Below are 25,902 nucleotides of genomic sequence, written 5' to 3' on the forward strand. Positions count from 1 at the left end.
TCAGTCTTGACGGCCATTCTCCTCCAAAGGAACAGTGAAGCAGAGAATGATCGCAGTCACGAAGCTTAGTCTAGCTATGGCACGCGCGGGCTTGTTCGGCCGACGAGTTTCTCGCGCCACGTCGCTACACTCGGGTCTTAAGGCTCGTGGAAGGCCGTACGCCGATATCGAAGAGCCGCAATACAAGGTGTTCGGGAGCCTCCGAACTGGGAATGCTCCGCGCTGACTGTGAGCGGATCAGCGGATCGTGGGTGAGCGCGCCTAATATGGATTGGCCGCGGAGGGTTTGTGCACTGCGACCAGGCGCTTCGTCTCCTCCCGAGACAAGCCCAGATGCCGGTCGGTTGTTGTAATCAACTCAACACGCTGCATTGTCATAGGACTAATCCCTAGTGCTTGCGGCTTTCAGCCCGTCTCAGCAAGGCGGCCGTCACCGGAGGCCACCGCCGACGCTGCAGACTTGTCGTTCACCACTACGGTTCATCTCGGCACCTCCCGCGATTCGACCACTGTCGAAGTCGCAGAACTTGAGGTTCAAGGCTACTCCCAGCAGAGCACGAATGTCTCGTCCATTGAATGTGTTGTCACGAGAAAAGACACATCGGAAGCCGGTTCAACGTTGTTAGGCTTTGTCGAGCGCCAGCCTGCAATAGTTGGCACCGACTGCCCTGATATGATCTTGCATGTTACTCTCGATTGAATGCTAAGCGTCCCGCTCTGACCACTGATGCGGACGCCATCTGGCATGCGAATAACCCGCTTGTCGTTGGGGGTCAGGAAACGTGTCCCGTAGGTGGCATAGCCCCTGTCAGTTCTTGACTTTACTCGTTGATGGGCTGCGTCCGAAACGGGCTCGATCTGATCTCTGATGGTAATCGTGCGCTTGAGACGATCGAACACGACTGTACGTCTGGCATCGAACCCTCGCCACATCTTCGTTTCACCGGTCACTTCGAAATTGGTTTCGGAGCTTCGCGACGACGCGATCCGCGAGTGCTGGCCGATCGCAGCCATGTCTCGCCACGCCGGCACACCGACAACAAAAGGCAGGCTGTGGGCATCGGCGGATCGCATGTAGATACGCATTGGGTCTTTTGGCTGATGCGCAAACATTCCACCATCGATCAGCCATTCCTCACCGAGCGCGAACAAGGAAAGCGACAGATCGTCATCATGGCGATGCGCTTGGCTACGATACCCGGATTTGAACGAGCCGTGCAGCGCCTGTGTATCCCAGCCGCTACGGAAGAAAGCCCAGCCGCTGTCCTGCAGGGCAAGATCACTAAAAGCCGGCTGGGGTAGCCGTCGGACGGTGAAATCGGCGGTGTCTCCGATGTGAGGCAGCTTGCGATCCGGGCGTGTCATGTGGGCAAGGATTAATTCGGCTTTCTCCATGAATCCGGGAGTATCGATCTCCTCACCTGTGTAGGCCATCACTATTTCATTCGCGTGCTTCACCTGCGCAATGCCGAAATGATGATAGCCTGTGCTGTTTTCTACATGGCCGCCGTCTGGCGCGAAGGCTGCAGAAATCTCGAAACGGATCCGATCTCGCGCGAGACGCTCCGCTTCGCTGTCGCCCATTTCCTGAGAGTATTCGAACAGGATGAGGCTCTGGTCAAAGCCGTGGTTATTCCCCCGCTCGTAAAAGTCTTCCTGCTTCAGCAGGGACGCATGTCGTCTACAAATCTCGTCCAACAACGCACTGCCTCGCGCGCCGAAGTGGCTGCGGAGCAGCAGAAAGTTGCTTAGTCGCAATGCCGTTGCGTGGTCGTGCCAGGCCATGTTGGTTCGGACCATAGGGACCGCCCGAAACTTCGCCCACCATTGATCGATCATAGCAAGCGCGAGCTCCGAGCCATGCTTGCTCCTACTGTGTCGATCGTAAGCGATCAAGTCGTGCATGAATGCAAACTGGTGGATCTGCCACCCGAGCGTGCGGGGTTTGTCGTCTAGGTGATTCCAATGGCCGTCATCGAGCGAGACGGCCCCGAATTGCGACGACTGCCACGTCCTAGAGACGATTATTTCTCGACCGGACGAAGCCTGCTTTTCTGTCAGAAGGCCTAATTTTCTCTCGTGCCATGGCGAAACCGAAAAACGCGCCGTCGTTGAGAAGGCTGAAAATGCCCTGTGCAGCATGCGCTCCCCGTCAACTAGGATCAAACTGGACTATGAGCCATTTTTCGCCGGTCGCTCTATCTTCATTCGGCGACCAATCGACCCTGCCATCGTGGTCGTATTTGTCGTCGCCAGACAGGCTTTGGTGAACGATCGTCTTCACACCGTCCGTCCCCGTATGGACTAGTGTGGGAGCGACCCCGGAAGGATGCATCTGGTTCACTGTTCTTTCTCGGTTTCAACGGACGATTCTAAGGAAGGCACCGCTTTCATCGTCGCCAGACAAAGCGCCGTTGCCTCATTGAATGCTGTTACGGCTTCGCCACCATTAACTGTCGCTTGGGCGTATCCGCTGTGGAAACTGAAGCCGCCCGCCGCCTTTGGGAGCGCGTAATCAAACAAAGATTTAGCGGCATCGATGCTTTCAGTGAAACGAGGGACAATTCCCACCATCTTCCCGTTCGGGTCGTACCATATGGCTTGGATCCGCGCTGGTTTGTCACCGTCAGCTGGGATGGTGTTTTTCTCGCGACGATACTTGAATAGCACGGCAATTTGCAGATCAAGATGCCTGTTAGGCTCTTTCAGAACTCCTAGTTGCTCAATGATTTCCTGCCGCGTCATGACTTACCTATCCAGTGGTCTTGGTTCCTGGTAATGCTTGACAAGTGCCACGTATTCGTCGTTCGGGCTCTCGCGCAGCGCGACAAATACGCCTTTGTATCGGAGGCAGTTTTCAGTCGTGATGCGCCCGACTTGTCGGGCCGGCACCCCCGCCACAATCGCCAACGGTGGCACGTCCTTCAGAACTACTGCGTTTGCACCAACAATTGAAAGTGCCCCGACCTCAACGCCGCCCAGAATTTTGCTGCCGGTGGCAAGATAGGCATACTCACCGATTAAAGGAACGCCAATGCGCTTCCCCGCTGAATTCAAACGCGTCCTTCCACCGGAATGGCCGCCAAGGGTGACATTTGCCCCGATTAGTGCCCCTTTGCGAATTTCGCAATCTCGATGAAGCACAAGCCCAATACCACCGTATCCGAACCTAACGCCTTCGCCGAGCTTCAGTGAGTTCGGGATGGATGAATTGTGCAGCAAATAGTTGAGATTCTGGCACTTGATCGCTCTTTTCGTGTCACCCAATCGCAAATATTCCTGCGCCGCACACCATATTCTATACGCGTCTGGAATGCCCCTGGTAAGCAGTCCGTCGAACTGGTCGAGCAACGGATCGACGGCAACATCAACCAACCGTTTTGGTTCTTCCGTTTGGATGAGCGTGCCCCATGGCGTCTTGTGTCCAAATTTGCTCAGCAATTCCTGAAAGTACAACAGCACAATCTATGCCCCTGTCATTTTGTCCCTTCCTTGGGGCGGTGAACCTAGCCCATCGCCGACAACAAACGCAACAATAAGGTCGGCCATTTGACTCGGGAAACCCTTCCCGCCGCCCTCGAACTCGCTTTCGGAGATAAGGGCGGCTATTCAAATCATAAACGCGGCGGCTGCAATTGGTTGAACGGCGCACCTTGTCGGAACAAAGTATGGCCAAACGCTTGCCGCCTTGCCGCGCACATCTTCGGTTTGCCAACTTGGGAGATGTTGACGGGTAAGTCGATGATAGTCCTACGTATAGGAGTATGCGTTGTGTCGATCATCTCGCCAGTGGTGATGTTGACGTTTCGCTCCACTTGCCTTCTTCGCCGAGCCATGGCTCGATGAGTGACGTCGAAGGTCAGATCTGGAAAGATCTTCAGCAATCCCTCATCACCCGCTGTCAGTCGTAGTCCCCAATTGCTCATCGTGACTAACTGCGGCTGCATTGACGTCTGTTCCACAGGGCGAACACGGCCGAATTGCTGTCTCGATCGCCAGCAATTTTTTTTTAACGGCGTTACAACCGAACGCAAAAAATGCTCGAGGAAGAAGAGAGAATGCGGCACGCCATGAAGGTCGACTTGCATAACCCGCGAAATTATCACGACCAGACCAGTAATCGGGCGCGGCTTCTTGTTCAGGCAGCGGATCTTGAACCTTGCTGATTTCGAAATCGGCCACTTATCTCCTTCATTGGGGCGCAGAGCAAAGGTGTGCGCGAAATTGGGCGCACACTACAAATTTAATTCGACGCTCCTGCCTCAAGCACATTGTTCTTCGCCAAATTCGATGATTTTTCTGGCGATATATTGATAGTAGGACGCCGTATAGTGGAAAGGCGACTCGCCCCATTTATGCATTGGATCTCCTAGTAATTGACCGTCGTATCGAATGAAATTTTTCCTCGGAAGAAAAGTCCTCAAGCTGTTGTAATATTGCCTGAGTCGTTCGTTATTTCGGCGGATGTTTCCTAGGTCGTCGTAACTCTTTGTCCCGTCGTCCGAGGCGTGGTATTCAGCCCAGTATGCTTCATTGACCAGGACTTTGGTGTTTCCTTCACAAATCCGACGGAGAATAAGTTCAGCGCACTGCGAAAAATACTTACAAAAGGCCTCGTTACGTCTGAAAAGTCTGCCTTTCTGCCTGATTTCCATCCCCAGTTGTTCCTTAGCGATTCGTGCGGAAAGAGTTACAAGCGTGCCGGAATACTCGTAAACTTGAAATCTTTCGTCGATTAAATCAATGACAACAATGTCGGGGTTGCGCTGGATCAGGCTCTCAATACCCGTCTTTTCCAGGTCATGCCCAATCATCCGTCGTTCAAACGCTCCGATAGAATCCGGAAGTTCTTTTTCAATCCTATATGGCGTTTCTTGTGCCGCACTTACGACGGAGGAGCGAGCGATATACGACACGAGCTGAATGGACGGCGGCAGATGCGCGACAACATCGCGTGTAACGCAACTTCCAAAAATGGCTAGCTTCAAAGCGGACCTCACAACGCAAGAGCGAGCTAATGAAGATGAATCCGGCGCGTTTGTCGCCATAGCTCATGCATGCACTTCAGCAATCCGAAGGTGTTTAATCATTGGAAGATTTGGAACGCAATCCTTCGTTCCTCGTGCGTTTGGCCTGATCCACAAATCCGCCACTGCGAGGGATGACGTGTCGGAGCTTTGAGGGTGGCTAACGATTGTTTGAGGCTGCCCTCGGACGCCTTGCTCGAGGTTGTACACTTAGTCACTGTTCTCAGAAGATTGGCTTTTCAAAGCAGCAATGCAGAGCGCAATGGCTGGGTTGGCGCCAGAGCAATAGGGTCCATCACCAAGCTTAGCATATCCGCCAGTATCATCCCAACTGACACCTCCAGCGAGTCCAGGGGCCGTGGCCTGAGCAAATGAGTGCGCGTCTTCAAGCGAGGCAGTATACAGTGGCACGCGACCGGGATCTTGGCCGCCGGGGAGTAGCCAGAGAACGCGCCTAGTCTGTTCCCCAGAATTTGGATCCTTGATGTTTTCGACCTTACGCTTGTAACCAAGCAAGATCGCCAAGGCCACGTCTAACGTGCGGCTTGGTTCCTTCGCCGTCTCGAGGTCCTTGATAAGATCGACAATGGCCATCAGTTTTTCTTTGCAGTTCGGCTCGGTACTTGCTCTCATTGGACGTGATGCCACCATAGGCAATTAGCTGCTCGTCCAACAAGGGGCAAACACATGTCCTACGCAGAGACGTGCAGAAACGTGCTCCCCAACAGCCGGGTTACATATGGTTCGGGATACCCTTTCCGTCGCCCTCGAAACTAACGGCGCGCGCTATTCGAATCGCAAGTCCGATCCTATTGTGGTTGTCATCAAAGGCCACCAATTCGGAAATTTTTTTGGACTCTAAGATGGATTTCGAACGCCAACTCCGGGATGATGAACGCGAGCCGGACCAACTCGGCAAAGAAGAGAAAACATTCGACCCTTGGGAGGACCACTTCCGCCGCGAATATCGTCACTCGAGCAGGGAATTCGAGTACTAAGCCATCTCCCCGAACACCCGTCAGTTATGTCCCCGGGCTACACACACTGGCGCGGGATCACCTCCAGCGTCTCGGTGATGTCTTCGCCCATTTTGCCAGCTTGGCCGAACCGCAGCACGGGCAGTTTGATGGCGCGGCGATGACGACGCGCTCGCGCGGCAGATGCTCGGGAAAGGCTTGCGCGACGGACGCTTGCGCTCGAACGCCCTGACCGCCGAGGAACGTGCCGCCATCTCCGCCGCCACTTCGTCTTCGCTGGCGTCGGCCTCCAGTTCCTCGAGCTGCAGCTCCATCTGTTCGAAAAGCCAGGGCCTTGCACTCCGAGCGGCTGCCATGGATGTCGCGCTTCAGCTTCTCGATCTCGAGTCGGAGCCGGGCGATCAGTGCATCCGAATGCGAGTTCACCGCCTGGGCGCGGGCGGCAACGGCTTCCGCTTCACGTCGGGCTGCACGCTCGGCGAGGATCATCGCATGCCGCTTGCAAGGTCGTCGGGAAGCTGATCGACCGCATCGGTCATGGCGGGATGGAATCATATTCGCTCCCGCCGTGCCAGCGTTTTGCTCATCCCGCCGAGGTCGGACGCCAGGGTTTTTTGCGGCATTCGCCAGTCGATGCCTTCGAGCAGATAGCCGAGCTGCGCCGGCGTGATCACCACCGTGCCGTCGGCCGCTGACGGCCAGATGAAGCGGCCGCGCTCGAGCTTCTTCGTGAAGAGGCGGGCACCCTGGCCATCGTGCCAGATCACCTTGATCAGGCCGCCGCTCCGACCCCGGAAGACGAACAGATGGCCGCTCATCGGATCGCGGTTCAACGTCTTCTGCACCATCAGGGTCAGGCCGGGAAAACTTCTGCGCATGTCGGTATAGCCCGTCGCTAGCCAGAACTTCACACCGCTCGGGACCGGGATCATCGCCGCTCCAGCAGATCAAGAATGCGAGCCAAGGCTTCAGTGTCGATGTCGCTCTCGACCCGGAGACGACGGCCGCCGCCAAGCTCGATCATCACCATGCTTGCCTTCTTGCGCGGCCGGGAGACCGGTGGCGGCTCGGCCGGGGTCGCTGGCGCTGGCAGCGCTTCGACGACCTCCACCGGAACGAGCTGCGGGGCGGACGGCGCGGAGATCTGGCAGAGCTCCTTGCGCCAGCGGAAGAGCTGACTCACATGGATGCCGGCCGAGTGAGCGATCTCTGAAACGCTTGCGCCTCGCTCGTCGCCGCGACCAGCCGCTCCTTCTGCTCCCGAGACCAGCGCCGACGGCGCTCGACCGACGTAATGACCTCAATCTGATGCTTAGTCATAGGACTACTCCTAGTGCTTGCACTAGGACTTGCAGCCTTCAGCCTACCTCGGCAAGGCGGCCGTCACCGGAGGGCTACGTCGAGGATGAACTCGGTCTCCAGCGCCACTTTCACGCGACCGACTGCTCAGCAAACAAGTTTTCCTTAGGTTCGGCCTATGCCGTGGTCGGTGTTGCTGCGTTAGACTGGCAGAATCCGCTTTAGCGCGTGCTGCGCGTTAAGCCGCCATCTGCTCCGCGCGCATTCTGGCGAGGACTTCTAATGCGCGCTCAAGCTCAATCGGTGTTTTGCTGACCGGGTCGAGATATTTGGCGTAAAGAATATAGGCTGCCGCAAAGACCTCATCGATGGAGAGTTTTCGGTTGCGGCGTGGATTCGGCTGGCGATCGTCTGTCAGCCCCCAACCGGAATAGAAAGGGCATCCCACCGTCGTCACTTTGATTCCGCGCAAGAGAGCCTCGAAACCCGAAAGCGAGGTGATGGTATAGACGTGATCGACGGTTTCAAGCGAATCAGCGAGGCTAATATCCTGCGTAAGGATCATCGCGATGTCGCGAACGAGCTCGGGCTTGGACTTCGCTTTGGCCGTGCCCTTCAATATTTCGGGGTGCGGCTTGTATATGATCTGAGCGTCCGGGTTTTCTGACGCTGCGAGGCGGACGAGGTCGTTGTTCGTCAGTTTTTTTGCGCAGCCGTAGGCGATCGATGCGTCGCGCTCCACCTGACCGATAACGAGCACGCGCTGTCGGGTCTTGTTGCCGTAAACCGAGGCGATATCGAGTGATCGACCGGAATTGTACTTGCTGAGCCGGCTCTTGAGGAGCTGCTCCCGGGCGGCCTTTGCACGGCTCACCAAGGCGCTGTCGCCCTCGAAATCGTAGGTCTTTAGAATGTCTTCGAGGTCGGTCGGACCGTTGGCGTTGAAATACATGTCCTGCGCGTCAAAGGCCAGCGAAAGCGGTGGTACCTTCAACGCGCCGAGTGCTACAGATCGGAGAAATCCGTCCTCGACATAGAGGAAGGGGATGCTGTGGCGGGCGCAGAATTCCTTCAGCCTTGGCGGCCCGTTATATTGCCAGGCCAACACTTTAGCCCGCGGATCGCGAAGGAGCCGACGCTTCCAATAGAGATCGAATTCGAATGGCAAAAGACGGGGACGCGAAGGGATCACGTGCGCATCTGGAAACCAGTCACGTATGTAGGCTTTCCAGCGACTGAAGCCGTACAGGAAAAGCGGAGGGCGTTCAGCATTCTGAGCGTGAACGGTCCTCGGCTTCCGGTGGTTCAAAGCCATTTCCATGCTCCAATCCGGGCCATTCTCAGACCGCTTCCTTCTTGCGCGTCTTAACTGTCACAGGACTCAACCATTTTCTAAAGCCCAACCACCCTTCTTACGTCGTCCAACCGTTGGGACCAGGTGTGTTCTGCGAGCACATAACGTGCGCCTGCCTCCGCACGCTCCAAGTCCCGGGGCGAGGGGCCCCTCTTCAATCTGGAGAACAAATCTGTGGCCTCGGCAAAATCCCTGACAACGTGGCAGTATTCCGAGAAGTATCGATCGACAGCTACAGTTGGATTTGTCACTGCAATTCCACCGCAAGCGAGAATCTCGACCAAGCGGCGCGAATACATTGACGGGGAGTCCTCAATCGTGTTCACGTTAAGTGAAATTAGATGGTCTCTGTATACCTGAGCCGTGTCTGAATGCGGAATTGACGCTCGAACCTCTATTCCTTCAAACTCAGGATATCGATAGTTTGCGGAATTGCGCTCAGAGTTCCGATCATAAACGACGGTCTTAACCCCGGCGGTTGCGCAGGCGGAAAACATTAGGTCCTGCCAATTGCGCCTAGCCTCGTGTATTTTTCGACTGTAACTTCCGACGAAATTTGCCTTATTGAATTTGAAATCAAATCCGCGAAAATAATGGGTGGCTGTTTGTACGGGAAACATTAACGTGTTTACCGTAGCCCCATCGCGGATTACTTTTTTGTATCTGTCCATGCAGTTCACATCGACAGTGAAGACGTGGTCAAATAGTTCTGCGCTATCGATAAATCTATCAAAATGGACACCATCTTCTTTATTCCAGAAGACAGTCGGTATTCCGCGATCGCGAGCATACGACACGACCTTCTCTAGCTTTTTATTGTTGGTGTGCCCCCCTGGATACGATGCAACCTTATACTTCCACCGGCGTCTATGCCCCTCCCAAGCGGATTCAACGAACAACAAGTCCGGCTTCTGCAGGCGGAGCACCCATTTATAGTTCAGCGGCGTTAACGTCAGTACACGACATTCCTTTGACAAGCATGCCGCTGTAAGGCTGTCAGAAATTAGCGCAATGGTTAACTCACTTGTTCGCATTCACGGATTCCGATTTCTTATGTATTTCGGATCAAGTGGGCCGACCGGTCGACAAGGTCTGCCCGCCTAGAGGTGCCCGTACGAGCCTGGGGCGAAGCGTGTACTCAAAGAGCAGAGAGCATTAATCTCTCTGTATCAGCGCAATCTCACGCTTCACAGTCATCTCATAACCCGATTGGGATCGAACGCGCAGCGAAGCCGCCTCGGAGAGCTTGGTGAATTCGGCGGGATTGGAGTACAGACGCTCGACAGCATCGGCCATTGCGACATAGTCCTCCGCTGGTACCACGATCCCGCAACTTTCATCAACGAACTCTGGGATGCATGCCACATCAGTTGTGATTGGCACCAAGCCTGAAGACATTGCTTCGTCGCGTGAAACGCCCTGACTATCCATGCGCGTAGGCGACAAGAGAACACCAAAACCCTTGTGAATCTCCGCAATCTCTGGCTGAGGCAAGAAGCGGCGCTCTATTCGTACGTTTTCAAAGGCTCTTAGCGGAGCCGTCGTCTCCTCAAATAACTCCCCATCTCCGTAAAGGCAGAATGTAAGGTCTTTGAATATATCTCGCTTCGAAAGCTCGAGTATGGCAGATACAGTCAGATCATTGGCGTATACCCTGTTCGCATACGGCCTTATGGACAGAATCTTACCTCTTTTATCTTCGTTTTTCTCGTCATATCTAAATATGTTCGAGTCTATAAAATTGTGTACAACATGACTCGATTTATCTAGTCTGACTCCTATATCCTTCTGAGCTTCTTTCAGCAAGTACTCTGAAACAAATACAAAGTTCACATTGTCATTTGAGTCGGAGAATACCTTCCGCCAGAGCACCTTGCGCTTGTCGCTTAATCGTTTCTGGCGGGTGATTTCTTGCTCCTCCATGCCCTCAAAATTGAAGGCCCGTCGCTGCCACACTTGAATCTCGGCTCCGTGGATCCAAATGGTAATTTTGATGGTATGAAGGTAGTCTCTCAGAACACTCCACATATTTTCGTCTAGCAAGTGTACCAACACATGCCTGACCTGCCCTGCCTGCAAAGTGGATCGAAGCAGTTCTGCGTCTCCCGTCGCGACGTCGATGCCTTCGAACTCGCGATAGCCGAAGGCATCTTTGCTGATGCGAAATACGTCAGAAACGAGCCCTTCTTTTTTGTAGGCACGAAGGCGACTGTGGAGGAAGCCATAGCGATATAGGTCGTCATAGGCAGGGTACTGCTTGGAGAGGACTAGGTACGGCGAGCGAACGGCAAGTGCTGCAGGCCGTTCTATCTGGTTCCCGAGCACTACGGCCTCGATCTTTGCCTCACCCGCTCCCTGCACCCGGAAGCCAAATCGAACTGTCGTACAATTCTCTGGAATAGCGAGTGAATGGCGACCGCCCGCCTTATTTATCTGGTGTGAAATCTTTGCGCCATCTCCGTCCCTAAACTCGAAAACGGTCCTCAAGTCCAGATCACCCCCGCAAACCAGTTCAAACTGGCTGTTCAGCACTAGGTTCAGTTCGTGCCTGTCAAACTCTCGCTGGCAGTAAAGATAGATGTGTTTGTCATTTGCGAGCTTGGAGCGCAATTGGAGTTTGCCGCCCTCCATTCGCAAGTCTACCCCACTTGTTGCCTTAAGCATGCCATTGAGTTGCGCAGCGCCTAGCTGCGGCAGCTCGTTAGGTTTTTGTGAAGTTGAACTGCCGGCCACCGACGGATTCTCCGCGATTGGCATTATTTGATCCGCTAACGAAGCGCCTTTGTCGGCAATCGTCAGGTCTTCAACGTCTGACCTGATGGATTCGGGTAAGCGAGCGCCACCTTCAATGTAATGGAATTCATCAGTCGCTAGCATTTCCTGAAGCCGAACAGTCGCGCCACCTGGATCAGTAATCGCTGAACCAATCCAATCCTCAGTGATGGTGGATGCTCGAACTAGCGCAGACCGAACAAACAATCTGTCTGTCGTGCGATACTGGCGCCCGTCTTCGTGAAAGGTAAGGCCGCCATTTTCCGCTTGATAGTGACTTACTTTTCCAAACGCCTTCGCCGGAGAATATCTTTGAGCTAGCTGCAGGTCTGTTAGGTATTCAGTGCCGTAATAATCTTCAGGATGAAAGAATCCAACAAGAGCATCGCTGTTCGTGGCTGGAATGTGCTCGATACATGCTGCTTCGTTCGTGCATTCGACAATGCCTTCTACGTGGTTCAGTGCACTGCCGGGATAGCGCTTCAATACGACCAAACGCTTATTGGGATATCGCTGTCGGCTGAAGCTTTGCACCACCGATGCATACTCATCTGGTGTCTCAGCAACTGAGAACAGAACAATCAGTGGCCGAGCCGACGATTGCATGTCTCCGCTTAGCTTTGACCGAATATAGAACAACCGGTCGGCATAAGTATGCTCAGTCATGACCTTGCGCAGGCCGAGCAAGCGGAACTTGCGGTATCCAACTTCATCTTCGCAGATCGCCCCGAGACGTCGATGTAGTTCGGCGGCATTATCCGACGAAATCACCAGATCACCGAATAATAGCCTCACGCCGCGAGAAAAATTGGACGCAACGACGGTATTTGATGCCAGCAGTTCGAAAACACGCCGGGCAAACATGGTTTGCGACTGCTTGATGGTGTTCATATTGATGCCGTATCGATAGCCTTTATAGGCCTTATCAATCTCGGCAAAAGGCAACTTTCCCAATATCATTGGGGCGTATTGCTCAGGGAATGTATAATGTGGATGCGGATTGTCGAAGTTTCTGTCATAGATTTCGACAGGGCGCAGCGACCCGACAGCATCAATCAGGGCTGCGAAATCGCGTTGCCGCTCGGGATATCTTAAGTAGTAGGAGCCGGCGAAATTAAAAGCGTCTTTACGATCGTATAATTCTATTGGGTTGTGAATCCGCGGCTGTGCCGCGAACGGGAGCAAATACACTCGTTCATGGCCGACAGCCTCTTTATATTTTGGAACGCAGTCAATATCCGTTGTGAAGACATAGTCAACGCATTTTGCGATAAACACAAAAGTACTGAAGTGAACCGGATCCTCTTTGTTCCAGAAGAGGGATGGTATTTTTCTTTGTCTGCACCAGTCAATAAGCTCCAACACCTCAGGGTCAGCGTTACTGATCTTCCCCTGCCAAAGACTATCCAGACCCTTCCAAGCGGACTCGATGAAGAGCAAATCGGCATTAAATTCTGTAAGCTGTTGCCGCCAGTTTTGCGGATGAAGCTGCAGGAGCGTGCATTCGGGCTCGTAGGAATGGACAGTAAATTCATCCATAATCCCGGCTACACGCAACCTGCGCTTGCTGTCGACATTTAGCTTACAGGGAGGCGTCGCTAACGCGCTATCTAGAACCCGTTCTTTTTTTTTAATCCCGGTCTCCAGATCTTTCAGTTTGGCCGCACGACGACGTTTCCCCTCTTTGTGAATACGCAACGCCTCTTTGGGAAACTCCACGAAACCAGACCACGAGTTTGTCGCGCGTATTAGGGCTGCGCCAAGTTGATACGACAGCGTGTTTTTGGTGTTGGTGGCACGCGTCTCTGCAGCCAATCTTTGCTGTTCTGAACGGGTCAACAATTGCTCAGACCGCCGCAGGTCGGCCTCCAGCTTTCCCATCCTCTCCTTGTCTGATTTATTTTCGGCAATGGTGCTTTGAAGTTGCGCAAGCTCGTTCGCCAGTTGCTCCCGCTCGGACAAAAGCTCTCTTTCCCGCCCTTCTTTCTTCTTGACGCTCTCTTCAAGTCTGAGCCTTTCGGCTGAGAAAAACGCAAGCTGGTCCGTCAACTTCTCCCGTTCGGACAAAAGCTCCCGTTCTCGTCCTTCTTTCTTCTTGATGTTCTCTTCGAGCTTCAGCTTTTCGGCGGCGACAATTTTCATTGCCTCCGTGGTCTTCTTTAACATATCTTCTGAGCGCGACACTTCATCTTTCTTGCCGGCCAACTCGTCGCGAATAGCCCGCTCCACAAGAAAGAACGACTGTTCAAGTTGCTGTACCTCCTCGCTTGGAACGGAATTTCGGCCGTTCTGAAGCGGCCTATTTTCCGGTTTGACTGCAACCAGTCCGATCCAAGTTCCAAGAAACTCCAACGCAATAACGTTGAAATTGCGCGTTAAAAGATCGTATATTTCGGTGAGATAAAACGTGCGCTTGTGATCGATAAAGTCATTTATCCCGAACGGCACCGTGACAATAATGTGACCGTTTGGTTTGAGGAACTTTGCCGCGGCATCAAGCATGTCCTGCGGTCGAACTAAATGCTCAAGGACCTCTGAAATCACAACCGTATCGAAAGGTTGATGTTTTTTCGGATCGACGGTGAGAAAATCAGCTTCAACAAACTTGACCCTCTCCCGCGTTGTTTCTGATTCGTTTGAGAGGTGTTCTCGAGCTTGTTCGATCACCTTTTTAGAGCTGTCGATGCCCACCGCCTCCCTTCCTTCTCGCCCAAGAAGGATGGGTACAATTCCGGAACTGCAACCGATATCAAGGATCCTTTTTCCCTCGACCATACTACAGATCCAATGGATTCGTTTTTGCGTGCTGCGCATGAAATTGCGCCCAAGCTCTCCGTAGTATGCTTCCCACACCCGATCATGGGTGAGATCCTTTATGGACATGCGGTTACCTCCAGACCCTCCAGATTCCTCGAGTGTCAACCAACAACGCACCATCCCGCAGCACTGGTACGCGCTCCTTGAATTCCTTGTGGTCAACAAGCATTATAACGACGTCCGCAATTTCGAGAGCTTCAGCTTGGGTCGAAAGCCGCGCGCCGCGCTTGGCAAGATCCGCCGGTAGGGCGTCGATATTGGGTTCAACTACGTATATCTGCTCAGGATACTTATCGGCCAAGCGAAGCGCGATTTCGAGTGCGGGACTTTCACGGAGATCGTCGATATCTGGCTTGAACGACAGGCCCATGCACGCGATTTTGACCGAACTGGGGTGACATCCGTCCTTGGCGACCGCGGCAGCCACCGCAGTATGGACTTTTGCTTCAACCCAATGGGGTTTGCTATCGTTTACCAATCTGGCGGTTCGGATCAGCCGAGATTCCTCGGGTGACTTGTTGACAATGAACCACGGATCCACCGCGATGCAATGACCGCCGACACCGGGTCCCGGTTGCAGTATGTTTACGCGCGGATGTCGGTTTGCGAGCTTGATTAGCTCCCAGACGTCAATGTCCAACTTGTCGCAAATTAGAGACAGCTCGTTAGCAAACGCGATCGACACGTCGCGCGACGCGTTTTCCGTCAGCTTGCACATTTCCGCAGTGCGCGCGTCGGTCACGATGCATTCGCCTTGTACGAATACTTTATAGAGTGCTACCGCGGCTTCGGAGCATTTTCCTGTAAGGCCGCCAATTACCCGGTCATTCTCAACAAGCTCGCGGAGGACATGGCCGGGCAGGACTCTTTCGGGGCAATGGGCAATACGTATATCTGACTCCTCACCCCTGTCTTGCGGGAAACTCAGATCGGGCCGCTCCTCAGCCAGCCAAGCGGCCATCTGTTCAGTTGTGCCAACTGGAGAAGTTGATTCCAAAATTACAAGATCCCCCTTTTTCAAGACAGGGGCGATGGCTTTGGAAGCGGCTTCGATGAAGCTTAGATCCGGTTCGTGACCATCCCGAAACGGTGTTGGAACGGCAAGAAGGAAAGCCTCCGCGGGTTCGGGGATTGTTGTTGCCCGTAGATAGCCTTCGGTGACGGCGGCATGCACCACCATATCCAACTCCGGCTCGACAATGTGGATTTTCCCTTGGTTAATTATGTCGACGGTTTCTTGATTAACGTCTACGCCAATTACCTTAACGCCTCGTGCGGCAAATGCGGCGGCCGATGGTAATCCAATGTAGCCGAGGCCGATAATGGATATAGTTTTATTGATGAAGTGCTGCGGCATTATATTCCCTCTTTACTTACAGAACGCGTCCTGAATCGCAGACAGTATGCGAAAGCAGGCTTGCCCATCGCCATAAGGATTGTGAGCAAACGCCATCTGATCGTAGGCCGATTTATCGTTCATCAACTGACCCACGCCGGCCGCGATTTGAGCCGCATCGGTTCCTACAAGCTTTACCGTACCCGCCTTCACTGCTTCCGGACGCTCGGTCGTTTCGCGCATGACGAGGACCGGCTTGCCCAGGGAAGGCGCCTCCTCCTGAATACCCCCGGAGTCTGTGAGGATGATATGCGCTCGCGTCATCAGGTACACAAATGGCAGATATTCCAGAGGTTCGATTAAGTGAACATTTGGAAGCCCGTTTAGGATGCGCCCCACTGGCTCACGAACATTTGGATTGAGGTGCACGGGGTATACAAAGTCGTCAGAAGGGAATTCTTTGCTTAGTTGCTGTATAGCAGAACAGATGCGTTCGAAGCCGCCTCCGAAATTCTCTCGACGATGGCCGGTGATCAGTACGAGTCGGCGGCCGCGTAGAAAGGAGAAGCGCTCTGCTAGATCGGACGCCAGTCGCGCGTCGGTCTCCAGCCTGCGTTGAACCTGAAGTAGTGCGTCAATGACCGTATTGCCGGTAACGTGTATTTCATCGCTTGAAACACCTTCTCTTAGTAGGTTCAAACGCGATTCTTCCGTCGGAGCAAAGTGAAGTTTCGTCAACGCGCCCGTCAACTTCCTATTAGCTTCCTCCGGCCAGGGGGAATAGATATTTCCTGTCCGCAGCCCCGCTTCCACATGGCCTACTGGAATTTGGTGGTAGTAAGAGGCCAATGTGGTAGCCAGTGTTGTGGATGTGTCCCCGTGGACCAGTACCACATCCGGTGAAAAACCCTTTAGAATTGGCTCAATGCGCACCAGAATCTCGCTAGTGATCCCTGAAAGGGTTTGACCAGGCTTCATGATATCCAGATCATAGTTTGGCTCGATCTCGAACAGTTCTAAAACTTGGTCGAGCATTTGGCGGTGTTGAGCGGTCACGCAGACCCGAGCGTCTATCGTGTGCTGTTCCCTCAGCACTCTAACCAAAGGAGCCATTTTGATGGCTTCGGGCCGAGTTCCAAAAACTGTCAAAATTTTCATGCCGGTTATCTCGCAATCACTTCGTTGCTTAACTCGATGATACCCATGAGAGAAAGCGCGTCGGGCGCATCAGTATCCAAATGGATTAGCGTGAGCAACAGCTAGTGGCGCAGAGACACGGAAAATTAAAGCTTCTCGGTCCAAGATGTGCCGCCGTTTCACCCAACGAGGCCGTGAAATAGTCTGCGCACAGCATCGCAACTCTCGCGTGTTTGCAAGACAGGACGCTCCGATTAAGCGCGGACGCGGCCTTGACACGTCTGCAGTGCGTCTTAACACTCGGACACAACTACTGCTCTTGGAGAAGCCTAGCGCCAGCGACTGGTCGTTATGCCCGATCTCTGACGTTGTAATAGCTCATCACGCCGATCCCCCAAGCAAAGAGCAGCCCGAGGATCACGAGCAGTGCATTCACCAGTCGCGTGGGATATTGCGCCAACTCTGATAGCGTCGGCTCGATGAAAAGTGCGAGATAGCGCTGACGGTTGTTTGCCTCGATACGTGCCTTCTCAAGAGAGGCAAGAGCGGCCGTGTAAGCACGCTCGGCGAATTCGCGCTCGGTCTCCAGTTCTTCGAACTGAGCGATGCGGCCCGCGACGTCCGGGGAGTTGCGATCCTCTGTTGCAGATGTCCTTTCACCCGTCCCCAGTCTCTGGCGTTCGACGGCAAGCTGCTGCTCAAGGCTTTCTATGCGGGTTTTCAGCACGCGAATTCGCGGCGTGTCCTCGCTCATCTGGCTTTTCGCCGTGGCAAGATCGGCGTGGAGCTGGGTTAATTGCTGTTCCAGCGAGCCGATGAGCTGAATCGCGAGCTTTGCTCCTTCTTCCGGGCTGATTTCTTGTGATTTGTCGCGATACTCACGAAGCGCCACGCGCGCCTTTGAAAGCCGCGCCTCTCCCGCCAACACCTCGTCCTGCGCGGCGCGTAGCACGTCGTTGCGCGCCGAAAGCGAGAGACTGTTCACGAGATTATCGCTCTGATCGACGATGAACTGAGCGATCTCCTGAGCACGGCGCGGGTCGAATGCCTTGACGGTCACCTCCATGATGCTGGAAGCGTGGTCGAAGTTGACGTTCACCATGTCGCGCCAATAGGCGAGCTTATTCTCGATCGGCAGGTTGGAGCCGATGCCATAGAAATAGTCGAGCCCACGGGTGGCATAAACATCCTCGAGCTTGAACTTCCGATCGGCGGCGGCCACCATCCGTTCGCTCAGGATGTAATCCATGAGAATGTAGCTGTCCGAGACGGTGCTGCCTCCGGAGGCCTGGGTGAACATGCCCAGAATGTCGCTTGAAACGCCGCCCTCGATGCTACGCACGGCGAAGGACGTCGAGCTATGATACTGGTCGGCGGCGATGAAGGCCATGTAGAGTGAAGCGAGCGTTGCGGGCACGGCGACCAGCCCGACGAAAGAGGCGCTGATGATGGCGTGACGCCAGCGCAGGTTCTTGAGCCAGCGGGTCTTCCAATCCGACTTCGTGGCAGGTTCAGTCTTCTTGTGCCGCTCAGGAAGAGGAATGACAGGTGCGCTCTCGCGCCCCAATAGCCCCTCAAGAATGGCGATACCCTTGCTTTTCGTATCGCCTTTGGCGGTCGGGGTATTCTCGTCGGCGTGCGCGGTTTTTGGCCTGTTCATCGCCGCGTCGTTGCTGACCGCCATTTAATTCCCTTCCATATTTCTGTCGTGCACGCGGATCGCGTCTTCGACATTGTCATAATAGCTCAGCTTGCCTTTTTCCAGCACGACGCCGCAGTCGCAATAGGCGCGGATCGTCCCGGTGCTGTGCGACACCATAATCACATCGGAATCCTGGAGCCTGGTCTCGAAGACAGCCTGACATTTTTTCTTAAAATTTGAGTCACCAACGGCAGTGATTTCGTCGACGAGATAATAGTCGAAATTGACGCCCATGCTCAAGCCGAAGGCAAGCCGCGCTTTCATGCCCGAGGAATAGGTGCCCACAGGGGCCTTGAAGAACGGGCCGAGCTCGGCGAAATCCTCGACATAGTCGATCAGTTGCTCGGTATCTACTCCGTAGATGCGGGCGACGAAGCGCACATTCTGTTCGCCGGTCATCGAGCTCTGGAAGCTGCCCGCAAAGCCGAGCGGCCAGGAAATCTTGCCGCGCCGGATGATTCGGCCCTTGTCGAGCTTGATCGCGCCAGCAATCAGTCTCAAGAGCGTCGATTTGCCGGCGCCGTTGCGACCGAGCAGGCCGACGCTCTTTCCCCGATTGAGTGTGAGAGAAGCGTCCTCGATGATCGGCTTCTTGATGCCCTTGGTCCGGGCATATTTTGTCGCCTGTTCGAACCGGATCATTCGTTTCTCAGTGCCTTTTTGGAAAGCGTGAAGACAAGCATTCCGGCAAACAATGTCAGAAATGCGAATCCATAGAGGTATTCCATATCAAGGCCGATTGCCCTGTACTCCGGATAGAAGCCCTGCCGGAAGCCCATGATGATGTGAACCAAGGGGTTGAGCAGCACGAGGTCCTTATAGGGAGCGGGGATCGAATCAGGCAGGAAGAATACCCCGGATATCATGAACAGCGGACGGTTGACGATGTTGAAGATCTGTTCGTAGAGCGGATATTTCAAGAACAGCACGCTGTTGACCATTGCCACGCCGAGCCCGCAAAGGCACGCCAGCGCCACCGCTTCAAAGATCGCCGGCCAATGTAGGCTTGTCTCCCCCCGCATGGTCGCGACGATCGTGCCGAGAACGATGAAGCCCACGAGCGTCGTCGTGCCCACTTGGAGTACAAAGCGTGCGACGACCGTATCGATCGGCGCGACATTGGGGTAGCTGAGCAGCGCCTTGTTGGCCCTGACTGCGCTGTTCAGATAGCTGGTCATAGCCTGATAGAACTGGAAAGCGATATAGCCTGTCGCGAAAAACAGGGCGAAGCTCGTCCCGAGCGCCGGGGCGCGGGCGATCGCCTGGAAGACCAAGGTCATAAGGAGAATGTGGGCGGCGGGGTCGAGCAGCGCCCAGACATAACCGCCGGGTTTCGAGCCGAACCGCGTGGACATCTCTCTGACCAGCAGGGCGCCGACGACACGAAAATGCGTGGAAAGGTAGCTCACATCAGTCACCCGAACGGATAGAGAAGGCGGCCGATGGCCCTGAGCCGCCGGTCTGAAAGGCCGCGGAAGAACTGGATTGGGTCTGCCCTGAAATCTTCGACATCGCGGTCATTGCCACCGCGCTGGATGGCCCGGCACCAAGGCGGCGGTCAGGAGGTGGCGCCAGCCGAGAATGCCGTAGAGGCCCCACGCGCGCCACCCCGGCCCTCCAGGAGACGTCGCCTCCGGCTCCTCGATTTGCCTTCGTGTTGCTGCAACAGTCGCTTCGAATGACGTTTGCTCTCCGGTTTCGGGATCGACGTAGCGAGGATAGAGGAGATAGGCGCCCGCGAAAAGTGCCTCCAGGCTGAGCCCCCGGCCGCGGCGCGTGTTCGGTTGCCGGTCGTCCGCCAGGACCCAACCGGAATAGAAGGGCGAACCCAACCAAGCGCCTCTTTTCACCATAGACTTCTTCGGTCGTTCGTATGCGACCGTTGTTATATTTGCTGATACCGCTTTCAAGTAGAAGTTTGGTGCCCGCGCGGGCACGCGCCACTAGCGATTGGTCTGCTACGAAATCATAGGTCATGAGCAGAACTTCGAGATCGGACGGCTGCCGGCAATCGAAATATGGTGTTCGGCGGTCGAGCGTCAGCGAAAGAGGAGCAGTGCGGCTGGCGCTGGGGCGCGCCGAGCGGAGAAAGCCGTCCTCCATGAACCAAACGGGGATGCTCCGCGCCGTCGCGAGCGCGGCTAGAGCGGGCGGTAGTTCCGGACCCCAGACGAAGATCTCGCTTGTATCGCGGGCGAGAATTGTTGGTTTCCAGACGTGCTCGAAATCGCGCTCACTCAAATTCTTCGGTAGGAAACGAAAGCATCTGCCAGGGAAGTACTGCTGGACAAAGGCTCTTTTCCATTCCGTGACGTGGACAGCAAAAGTCATCACCTGCCCTGATACGTTGGCAGGTGTGATGAGGCTAAAGCCGAGTTCGGCCGCTTCTGTACGTTGCCACGTCACTGTCGTCTGCGCCTAGACCCAGAAAATCCCACCGCTACCTACACGTTCAACCCTTGTCTGTCAGCCTAATTCGCGTATTGCCGCGGTACTTAGCGATCTCAAAACAGGCTTCTAAATGACTTGTCTACCGGCTCTGCTTCGTTCCTACAACAGTTCGCGCCTTGGTCCTGCCTCAAGGCTGATCTTAGCCGACCGCTGCTTCGCGCTCCAATTCCGCCAGTCGTTCTTCACAGATTGTTCCGAAGAGCCGGGTGAGAGAGTTGGTTCGCTCTATGAGCCAGCGAGTGCTTCCTCGGTGATCTCGAAGTGCATTGCGCCTGATGGGGAACAAAAGCGGCGAGGGTGAGATTGGATTCGTCTAGATAAAAACGACCGCTATCGACGAAATCCGCCGCATTCGCGAAATGTTTCCTCGAAAATGCTCACTCGCCACCCTGAGCGCATCAGCGAGAGCAAGCCGCTTCGGCTCCGCCAGCGGCCGATCGTCGAGCTCATTGTGCACGACGCAGGTAGCTTCGTATTTCCAACTGTAAAAACGAGAAATACTTCCAGAGGATCAGGACTGGGCAGGGGATTCGGGCGGTCGAAAATGACCGATCGTGAGCATCACGCTCCCTCACGTGGTTTCCCGGTGAGTCGATTTGACGCGCGGCATGATACCTTGTTTCGTTTATCCCATTCCCCAACCTCATTGACCTGATAAAGAAGCTTGGGACGATCCGCATTGCTCACCGTTTTTCAATGTTCCTACCGAGACGCTGCCGTGATAGCCTTCCGAAACTTGTTGATCGGCCATGTACATCCTTTCGTCCATCACATTTTTCTTCGCGACAGCCGCCAGGGCTCCACAGTGTGTGCCTCTGAGTAGGTCGCGAAGGTAGCTGAACCGTTCCCACGGATAGGAATGATGGTTGGTCTCTGAGAAGGGAAGGGCCATGGAGGATGGCGCAGTGGCCAAGAATATCTTCGGCCGTGGTCCAGTGGCTAGCGCACCGAAAAGACTAACGCCTCCTTTGGGCAGTAATTGCCTTCTGCCAAGGGAGATTGTCCTTGAGCCGTAGCTGCCTGCAAATTTCAGAGACCCCTTTGGGCTCAATCGAGCCATTCATCGCGTAGGCACCATTGTCCGGGTGGATCGCGGAAGTCCAACGCCGACGCGCCGGACGGCTAGTTTGCGGATCAAGCGCGGTCATTCGCCTTTTCCGCCTCTGACCGCCGCATTCCGCACGGGCCAGACTTCCCGAGATGCGGGCCAACGTGGGGCTGAGGACAGCCCCGCGGCCAGACGCGCACAAATGTTGAGCCACATCCTGGGCTGGAGAAGTCGGCTCTCACTTCAAACGCTTAAGTAGTTCCTGGGCGACAGCCGGAGCGGAGGCCGGATTTTGGCCCGTAATCAGTTCCCGATCGGTGACGACATGTGCGCTAAAGGGCACCTCGGACCGACTATATCGACCGCCGGCTTGAGTGAGAGCATCCTGCGGATAGAACTTCATCTCGCCCCCGCCGAGCAATCCCTTGGCCATATCCTCTTCCTCATTGCTGATGACAGTCAGATTGTAGCCTGCATAGATCCATTTACCCTCTGCTTTCGCCGCGTCTCCGGCTTCAAGCTGTGTGGTGAAAGCCTTCGGGTCGCGCAGTGTCGAGATGAGCGCGATGGGGCCATGGCAGGCCAGTGCGGTCGTTTTGCCGCGATCATGGAAATGCCTCAGCAACTTGCCAAGTTCGGGACTGACGAGAAGATCCTGCATCGGGGCGTGGCCGCCAGGCACATAGACGGCATCGAAATGGTCGTAGCCGATCCGCTCAACCCGCGCGAGACTGACAGCGGGAGATGCGCTGCTCGACAACAGGCGCAATTTGTCGAGCAGCGCCTGGCTCGCCTTCATTGCGCCTTCGTCGCCGCCAAATACATCTTGTCGATGGACGTATTGTCGACGGACGGAGCGGTGCCCTTCGGAGTGGCAAAGGTGATCTCGTGACCGGCATCGAGCAGCGCCTTGACCGGCTGCATTAGTTCGTTGAGGTAAAAGCCGGTCTCGAAGACCTTGCCATCCTTGAGCTCGAGGTGGTCTGAATCGGAAAGAACCACCAGCACGTTTGCCGCATGGGCGCTAGCGCCGCTGAAACTGAGGGCAAGGGTGATGGCGAGGTGACGCAGGTGTTTCATCGGCTTGTCTCCGCATGCTTCAAAAATCGTGTTGTGAATGGGAGTGAATGGCTGTTTCAGCCGGCGACCTTCACCAGCCGATGCAGCGAGAAATCCGCGAAATAGTCGCCGACGCCGCTTGCCAGAAATCGCTGCATGGCAGCGCCTTCCATGTGGGCACGCCACTGGGCTTCCGTCTTCCAGTTTTCGACGAAGATGCGAACGCGGCCGTCATCGAGAGACTGGTGCAGTTCGTACCGCAGGCAGCCGTCCTCCATGAGTGTTTCGGCGACCAGCTTTTCCTGGGCATCCCCAAGCGCCGTCTCCATGCCGGGTTTGGCGGTGGTGATGGCAATGATTGTAAGCGGGGAGTTGGACATTGAGCTCTCCTCTCAAGCGATCGTGTTGACGAGGCCGCCTTCGGCGCGCAGGGCTGCGCCATTGGTGGCCGACGAGCGCGGGCTGGCGAGATAGGTGACGAGATTTGCGACTTCCTCTGCCTCCACCATCCGCTGCAGGATCGAAGCGGAGCGCGCAGTGGCAAAGAATTCCGCCTCGATCTCTTTGATCGGAGCAGATGGATTGTTCGCTTGGCTGCGCAGGAAGGCTTCGATGCCTTCCGAACGGGTCGGCCCCGGCAGCACCGCATTGACGGTCACGTTGGTGCCGCGCGTCAATTGCGCCAAGCCGCGCGAGACCGACAGTTGCGCCGTCTTGGTGGTCGCGTAGTGGATCATATCAGGCGGAATGGCGAGACCGGACTCGCTCGCGATAAAGATGATCCGACCCCAGTTCAGCTCCAGCATGCCGGGCAGGTAAGCGCGCGAAAGGCGCACGCCGCTCATCACGTTCACCTCGAAGAGCTGGCTCCAGTCCGCATCGGTGATGGCGACGAAGTCCTTGCTTTCGTAAATTCCGAGATTATTGACCAGGATATCGACCGACGGTGCAGCCTTGGCGATGATTGCCGCGCCTTCAGCGGTGGCAGCGTCCGCGAGAACGCCGGTGGCAGCCTCGCCGCCGGCCGTCCTGATATCGGCGATTGCTTTGTCGAGTTTCAGCTGGTCGCGGCCGGTGATAATCACTTCTGCGCCTTCGAGGGCGAGAGCGCGGGCGATTGCGAGCCCAATGCCGCCGGTGGCGCCGGTGACGAGAGCGGTTTTATCGGTCAGTTGTAAGTCCATAACGTGGCTCCAGATTGTGTCCGAACGCAATCTATGATCTGAGAACCAGCGGAACTATTGCCCCAGATGGACATGCACCTGTGAATGGAGATCATCAGTGCCGCGCATTCTCATGGAACGGTCTGGCGAGATGGAGGTGTTTGCGCGGGTCGTGCAGGAGGGCGGTTTCTCGGCAGCCGCGCGCAGCCTCGACATCACGCCGTCAGCGATCAGCAAACTGATCGCGCGTCTGGAAGCAAGGCTTGGCACTCGCCTTCTAATGCGCACGACGCGCGCGCTGACGCTGACCGAAGAAGGCGAAGCTTTTCATCATGCCGCGCTCAAGGTCATACAGGCTCTGGACGATGCCGATCAGGAAGTGTCCGGTGGTGCCGTTCGTGGCCGGCTTCGGGTGAACGCCACGATTCCATTCGGCACCATGTTTGTGGCGCCGGCCATGCCCGCTTTCATCGAGCGCAACCCTGATTTGATCGTCGATCTGAGCTTCACTGATGGTATCGTCGATTTGGTGGCCGAGAAGACGGACGTGGCCATTCGCATGGGAAACCTGCCGGACAGCGGTCTAATCGCGCGAAAGCTCGGGCAGAGCAGGCGTGTCGTATGCGCCGCTCCCTCTTACCTCGAGCGCAAAGGAAGACCCGCAACGCCGGCCGACTTAGATCGTCATGACTGTCTGACCTTTAACTTTCGCCGCGAACGCCCGTCTTGGCCCTTCCTGTATGAGGGCCGGGAAGTCGGCCAGCCGGTCACCGGAAGCTTGGTCGTCAACAATGGCGAGACGATGAAGCAGATGGTGCTTGCCGGAGCCGGCATTGCCCGGCTGGGACTGTTTCACGTCGCCACCGATATTGCCGCCGGAAGGCTCGTGCCTCTGCTCGAGGAGTGCAATCCAGGCGACCTCGAATTGATCCACGCCATCTATGTCGGCGGCGGGCCACTGCCGCATCGGGTTCGAGCCTTCATTGAGTACATCATCAAGACGCTGGAGCAATCGCCGCTCCTGAAGGGGTATCCCAACGCAGCGTAATGGCGACTCCGACAGAAGTCGTCAGTAGCGCTCGAACCGCTAGGCCACCCAAAGGAGACCAGCAAGAGTGTGCCGCCGGTAGCGCTCAATTTGCTCATCCACTGTCGGACCGTCTCCTGCCTTATATGGGCGCGCGCAAGGAGGAGCAGCTTCGAGGGAAACTAAGCGCAATCGGGCGGGCTCTCTCAATCGAGCAGATCGTGGAACTTGATGCCGCCAGCGCCGTCGCCGCACCTATAGGCCGCAGGAGTGTTTTGACCGCATTGATCCGCCGGTCAAAGGATAAACAACGGGCAACGTCCCGAATAGAACCTACGTGTGCGATCTGATGGTCGATCGCACGTGGTCCGCATTAATCAGGGGCATGCGCCGTCGGTTCCACCTCGATCAGTTTGCGCGGGTGCCATGAGCTGTAAACAGGTGAATCCTTCTGATGTCGAGATTGATCTTGATGGGGTGGCCAGGCTGCAGGTTGACTCGGTCGCGCAGCACGATGTTCACGTCCGAAGATCCGAGCTTTGCAAGCACATGCGTTTCCGATCCGGTTGGCTCGACCACGACCACGCTAGCCGGTGCACCCTCATCGACGATCGTCAGATGTTCCGGCCGGACGCCGTAGACCGCTGCCGTCGCGCCTTGATAGCCCTCAGGCATTGGAAGCGCTACCCCGCCATCGGTGACGAACTGCCCATTGTTGACCGCCCCCTCGAAG

Annotated in this window: 22 protein-coding genes and 3 pseudogenes; 1 reads left to right on the top strand and 24 read right to left on the bottom strand. The window is 55.4% G+C overall.

The window, feature by feature from the left end:
• Positions 1 to 540: 540 nt before the first annotated feature.
• From QN224_RS30850 to QN224_RS30965, 23 genes and pseudogenes are all read right to left on the bottom strand, one after another.
• Positions 541 to 2,142, bottom strand: coding sequence for a heparinase II/III family protein (locus QN224_RS30850; RefSeq protein ID WP_173514186.1), 1,602 nt, complete (start codon positions 2,140 to 2,142; stop codon positions 541 to 543).
• Between the two features lie 198 nt (positions 2,143 to 2,340).
• Positions 2,341 to 2,745, bottom strand: a complete 405-nt coding sequence (locus QN224_RS30855; protein ID WP_173514187.1) for a hypothetical protein — start codon at positions 2,743 to 2,745, stop codon at positions 2,341 to 2,343.
• Between the two features lie 3 nt (positions 2,746 to 2,748).
• Positions 2,749 to 3,462, bottom strand: a complete 714-nt coding sequence (locus QN224_RS30860; RefSeq protein WP_173514188.1) for a hypothetical protein — start codon at positions 3,460 to 3,462, stop codon at positions 2,749 to 2,751.
• Positions 3,463 to 3,891: 429 nt separating this feature from the next.
• Entirely contained in the window at positions 3,892 to 4,182 is a 291-nt protein-coding gene (locus QN224_RS30865; protein WP_283979775.1) for a hypothetical protein, read from the bottom strand.
• An 80-nt stretch (positions 4,183 to 4,262) separates the two neighbouring features.
• Positions 4,263 to 4,988 (bottom strand): DUF6270 domain-containing protein, encoded by a 726-nt coding sequence (locus QN224_RS30870; protein ID WP_283979776.1) that lies wholly within the window; start codon positions 4,986 to 4,988, stop codon positions 4,263 to 4,265.
• 249 nt (positions 4,989 to 5,237) lie between these two features.
• Complete coding sequence (locus tag QN224_RS30875) at positions 5,238 to 5,621, bottom strand: hypothetical protein (RefSeq protein WP_173514191.1); 384 nt, start codon at positions 5,619 to 5,621, stop codon at positions 5,238 to 5,240.
• Between the two features lie 450 nt (positions 5,622 to 6,071).
• Positions 6,072 to 6,543: pseudogene (locus tag QN224_RS30880) on the bottom strand (IS66 family transposase zinc-finger binding domain-containing protein); the annotation flags it as partial.
• Between the two features lie 12 nt (positions 6,544 to 6,555).
• The gene (gene tnpB, locus QN224_RS30885) at positions 6,556 to 6,936 is read right to left on the bottom strand and encodes an IS66 family insertion sequence element accessory protein TnpB (RefSeq protein ID WP_173514192.1); all 381 of its coding nucleotides are present in this window, start codon (positions 6,934 to 6,936) and stop codon (positions 6,556 to 6,558) included.
• A complete protein-coding gene (locus tag QN224_RS30890; RefSeq protein ID WP_283979777.1) occupies positions 6,933 to 7,187 on the bottom strand; it encodes a hypothetical protein in 255 nt (84 codons plus the stop codon). The genes tnpB and QN224_RS30890 overlap by 4 nt, the downstream gene beginning before the upstream one ends.
• Positions 7,184 to 7,324: a hypothetical protein gene (locus QN224_RS30895; RefSeq protein WP_283979778.1), complete on the bottom strand. Its 141-nt coding sequence runs from the start codon at positions 7,322 to 7,324 to the stop codon at positions 7,184 to 7,186. Before QN224_RS30895 ends, QN224_RS30890 begins: the two co-directional genes overlap by 4 nt.
• Positions 7,325 to 7,541: 217 nt before the next feature.
• Entirely contained in the window at positions 7,542 to 8,618 is a 1,077-nt protein-coding gene (locus QN224_RS30900) for a capsular polysaccharide biosynthesis protein (protein WP_173514312.1), read from the bottom strand.
• Positions 8,619 to 8,695: 77 nt separating this feature from the next.
• Positions 8,696 to 9,691: a glycosyltransferase gene (locus QN224_RS30905; protein ID WP_173514313.1), complete on the bottom strand. Its 996-nt coding sequence runs from the start codon at positions 9,689 to 9,691 to the stop codon at positions 8,696 to 8,698.
• A gap of 121 nt (positions 9,692 to 9,812) precedes the next feature.
• A complete protein-coding gene (locus QN224_RS30910; protein ID WP_283979779.1) occupies positions 9,813 to 14,312 on the bottom strand; it encodes a methyltransferase in 4,500 nt (1,499 codons plus the stop codon).
• A gap of 4 nt (positions 14,313 to 14,316) precedes the next feature.
• Positions 14,317 to 15,603, bottom strand: a complete 1,287-nt coding sequence (gene wecC, locus QN224_RS30915) for a UDP-N-acetyl-D-mannosamine dehydrogenase (protein ID WP_283979780.1) — start codon at positions 15,601 to 15,603, stop codon at positions 14,317 to 14,319.
• Between the two features lie 12 nt (positions 15,604 to 15,615).
• Positions 15,616 to 16,740 (bottom strand): non-hydrolyzing UDP-N-acetylglucosamine 2-epimerase, encoded by a 1,125-nt coding sequence (wecB, locus tag QN224_RS30920; RefSeq protein WP_173513799.1) that lies wholly within the window; start codon positions 16,738 to 16,740, stop codon positions 15,616 to 15,618.
• A 328-nt stretch (positions 16,741 to 17,068) separates the two neighbouring features.
• Complete coding sequence (locus QN224_RS30925; protein ID WP_283979781.1) at positions 17,069 to 18,403, bottom strand: RkpR, polysaccharide export protein; 1,335 nt, start codon at positions 18,401 to 18,403, stop codon at positions 17,069 to 17,071.
• On the bottom strand, positions 18,404 to 19,063 hold the full coding sequence (locus QN224_RS30930; protein ID WP_173513797.1) for an ABC transporter ATP-binding protein: 660 nt from the start codon (positions 19,061 to 19,063) through the stop codon (positions 18,404 to 18,406).
• The gene (locus QN224_RS30935; RefSeq protein WP_173513796.1) at positions 19,060 to 19,830 is read right to left on the bottom strand and encodes an ABC transporter permease; all 771 of its coding nucleotides are present in this window, start codon (positions 19,828 to 19,830) and stop codon (positions 19,060 to 19,062) included. The genes QN224_RS30930 and QN224_RS30935 overlap by 4 nt, the downstream gene beginning before the upstream one ends.
• Positions 19,831 to 19,835: 5 nt before the next feature.
• Positions 19,836 to 20,752: pseudogene (locus QN224_RS33960) on the bottom strand (capsular polysaccharide biosynthesis protein).
• Positions 20,753 to 21,515: 763 nt separating this feature from the next.
• Complete coding sequence (locus tag QN224_RS30950; RefSeq protein ID WP_283979782.1) at positions 21,516 to 21,785, bottom strand: hypothetical protein; 270 nt, start codon at positions 21,783 to 21,785, stop codon at positions 21,516 to 21,518.
• A gap of 373 nt (positions 21,786 to 22,158) precedes the next feature.
• Positions 22,159 to 23,000, bottom strand: a pseudogene (locus QN224_RS30955) (type 1 glutamine amidotransferase domain-containing protein).
• Between the two features lie 56 nt (positions 23,001 to 23,056).
• Entirely contained in the window at positions 23,057 to 23,359 is a 303-nt protein-coding gene (locus QN224_RS30960; RefSeq protein WP_173513794.1) for a putative quinol monooxygenase, read from the bottom strand.
• A 12-nt stretch (positions 23,360 to 23,371) separates the two neighbouring features.
• Positions 23,372 to 24,163, bottom strand: a complete 792-nt coding sequence (locus tag QN224_RS30965) for an SDR family oxidoreductase (protein ID WP_283979783.1) — start codon at positions 24,161 to 24,163, stop codon at positions 23,372 to 23,374.
• A gap of 97 nt (positions 24,164 to 24,260) precedes the next feature.
• Here QN224_RS30965 and QN224_RS30970 point away from each other — a divergent pair, with 97 nt between their 5' ends.
• On the top strand, positions 24,261 to 25,190 hold the full coding sequence (locus QN224_RS30970) for a LysR substrate-binding domain-containing protein (RefSeq protein ID WP_283979784.1): 930 nt from the start codon (positions 24,261 to 24,263) through the stop codon (positions 25,188 to 25,190).
• A gap of 387 nt (positions 25,191 to 25,577) precedes the next feature.
• On the opposite strand, the gene QN224_RS30975 is transcribed toward QN224_RS30970, so the two are convergent.
• A partial coding sequence (locus QN224_RS30975; protein WP_283979785.1) for a TOBE domain-containing protein occupies positions 25,578 to 25,902 on the bottom strand: 325 nt, incomplete at its 5' end.

Origin of the sequence: Sinorhizobium sp. 7-81, from assembly GCF_030124405.1 — a bacterium.
GTDB lineage: Bacteria > Pseudomonadota > Alphaproteobacteria > Rhizobiales > Rhizobiaceae > Sinorhizobium > Sinorhizobium psoraleae.

Bases quoted from the DNA above. Each gene is read 5' to 3' on its own strand.
- QN224_RS30850 (WP_173514186.1), bottom strand. From the start codon at position 2,142: ATGCTGCACAGGGCATTTTCAGCCTTCTCAACGACGGCGCGTTTTTCG.
- QN224_RS30855 (WP_173514187.1), bottom strand. From the start codon at position 2,745: ATGACGCGGCAGGAAATCATTGAGCAACTAGGAGTTCTGAAAGAGCCT.
- QN224_RS30875 (WP_173514191.1), bottom strand. From the start codon at position 5,621: ATGGCCATTGTCGATCTTATCAAGGACCTCGAGACGGCGAAGGAACCA.
- tnpB (WP_173514192.1), bottom strand. From the start codon at position 6,936: ATGATCCCGGTCCCGAGCGGTGTGAAGTTCTGGCTAGCGACGGGCTAT.
- QN224_RS30895 (WP_283979778.1), bottom strand. From the start codon at position 7,324: ATGACTAAGCATCAGATTGAGGTCATTACGTCGGTCGAGCGCCGTCGG.
- QN224_RS30900 (WP_173514312.1), bottom strand. From the start codon at position 8,618: ATGGCTTTGAACCACCGGAAGCCGAGGACCGTTCACGCTCAGAATGCT.
- QN224_RS30905 (WP_173514313.1), bottom strand. From the start codon at position 9,691: ATGCGAACAAGTGAGTTAACCATTGCGCTAATTTCTGACAGCCTTACA.
- QN224_RS30910 (WP_283979779.1), bottom strand. From the start codon at position 14,312: ATGTCCATAAAGGATCTCACCCATGATCGGGTGTGGGAAGCATACTAC.
- wecC (WP_283979780.1), bottom strand. From the start codon at position 15,603: ATGCCGCAGCACTTCATCAATAAAACTATATCCATTATCGGCCTCGGC.
- wecB (WP_173513799.1), bottom strand. From the start codon at position 16,740: ATGAAAATTTTGACAGTTTTTGGAACTCGGCCCGAAGCCATCAAAATG.
- QN224_RS30925 (WP_283979781.1), bottom strand. From the start codon at position 18,403: ATGGCGGTCAGCAACGACGCGGCGATGAACAGGCCAAAAACCGCGCAC.
- QN224_RS30930 (WP_173513797.1), bottom strand. From the start codon at position 19,063: ATGATCCGGTTCGAACAGGCGACAAAATATGCCCGGACCAAGGGCATC.
- QN224_RS30960 (WP_173513794.1), bottom strand. From the start codon at position 23,359: ATGTCCAACTCCCCGCTTACAATCATTGCCATCACCACCGCCAAACCC.
- QN224_RS30965 (WP_283979783.1), bottom strand. From the start codon at position 24,163: ATGGACTTACAACTGACCGATAAAACCGCTCTCGTCACCGGCGCCACC.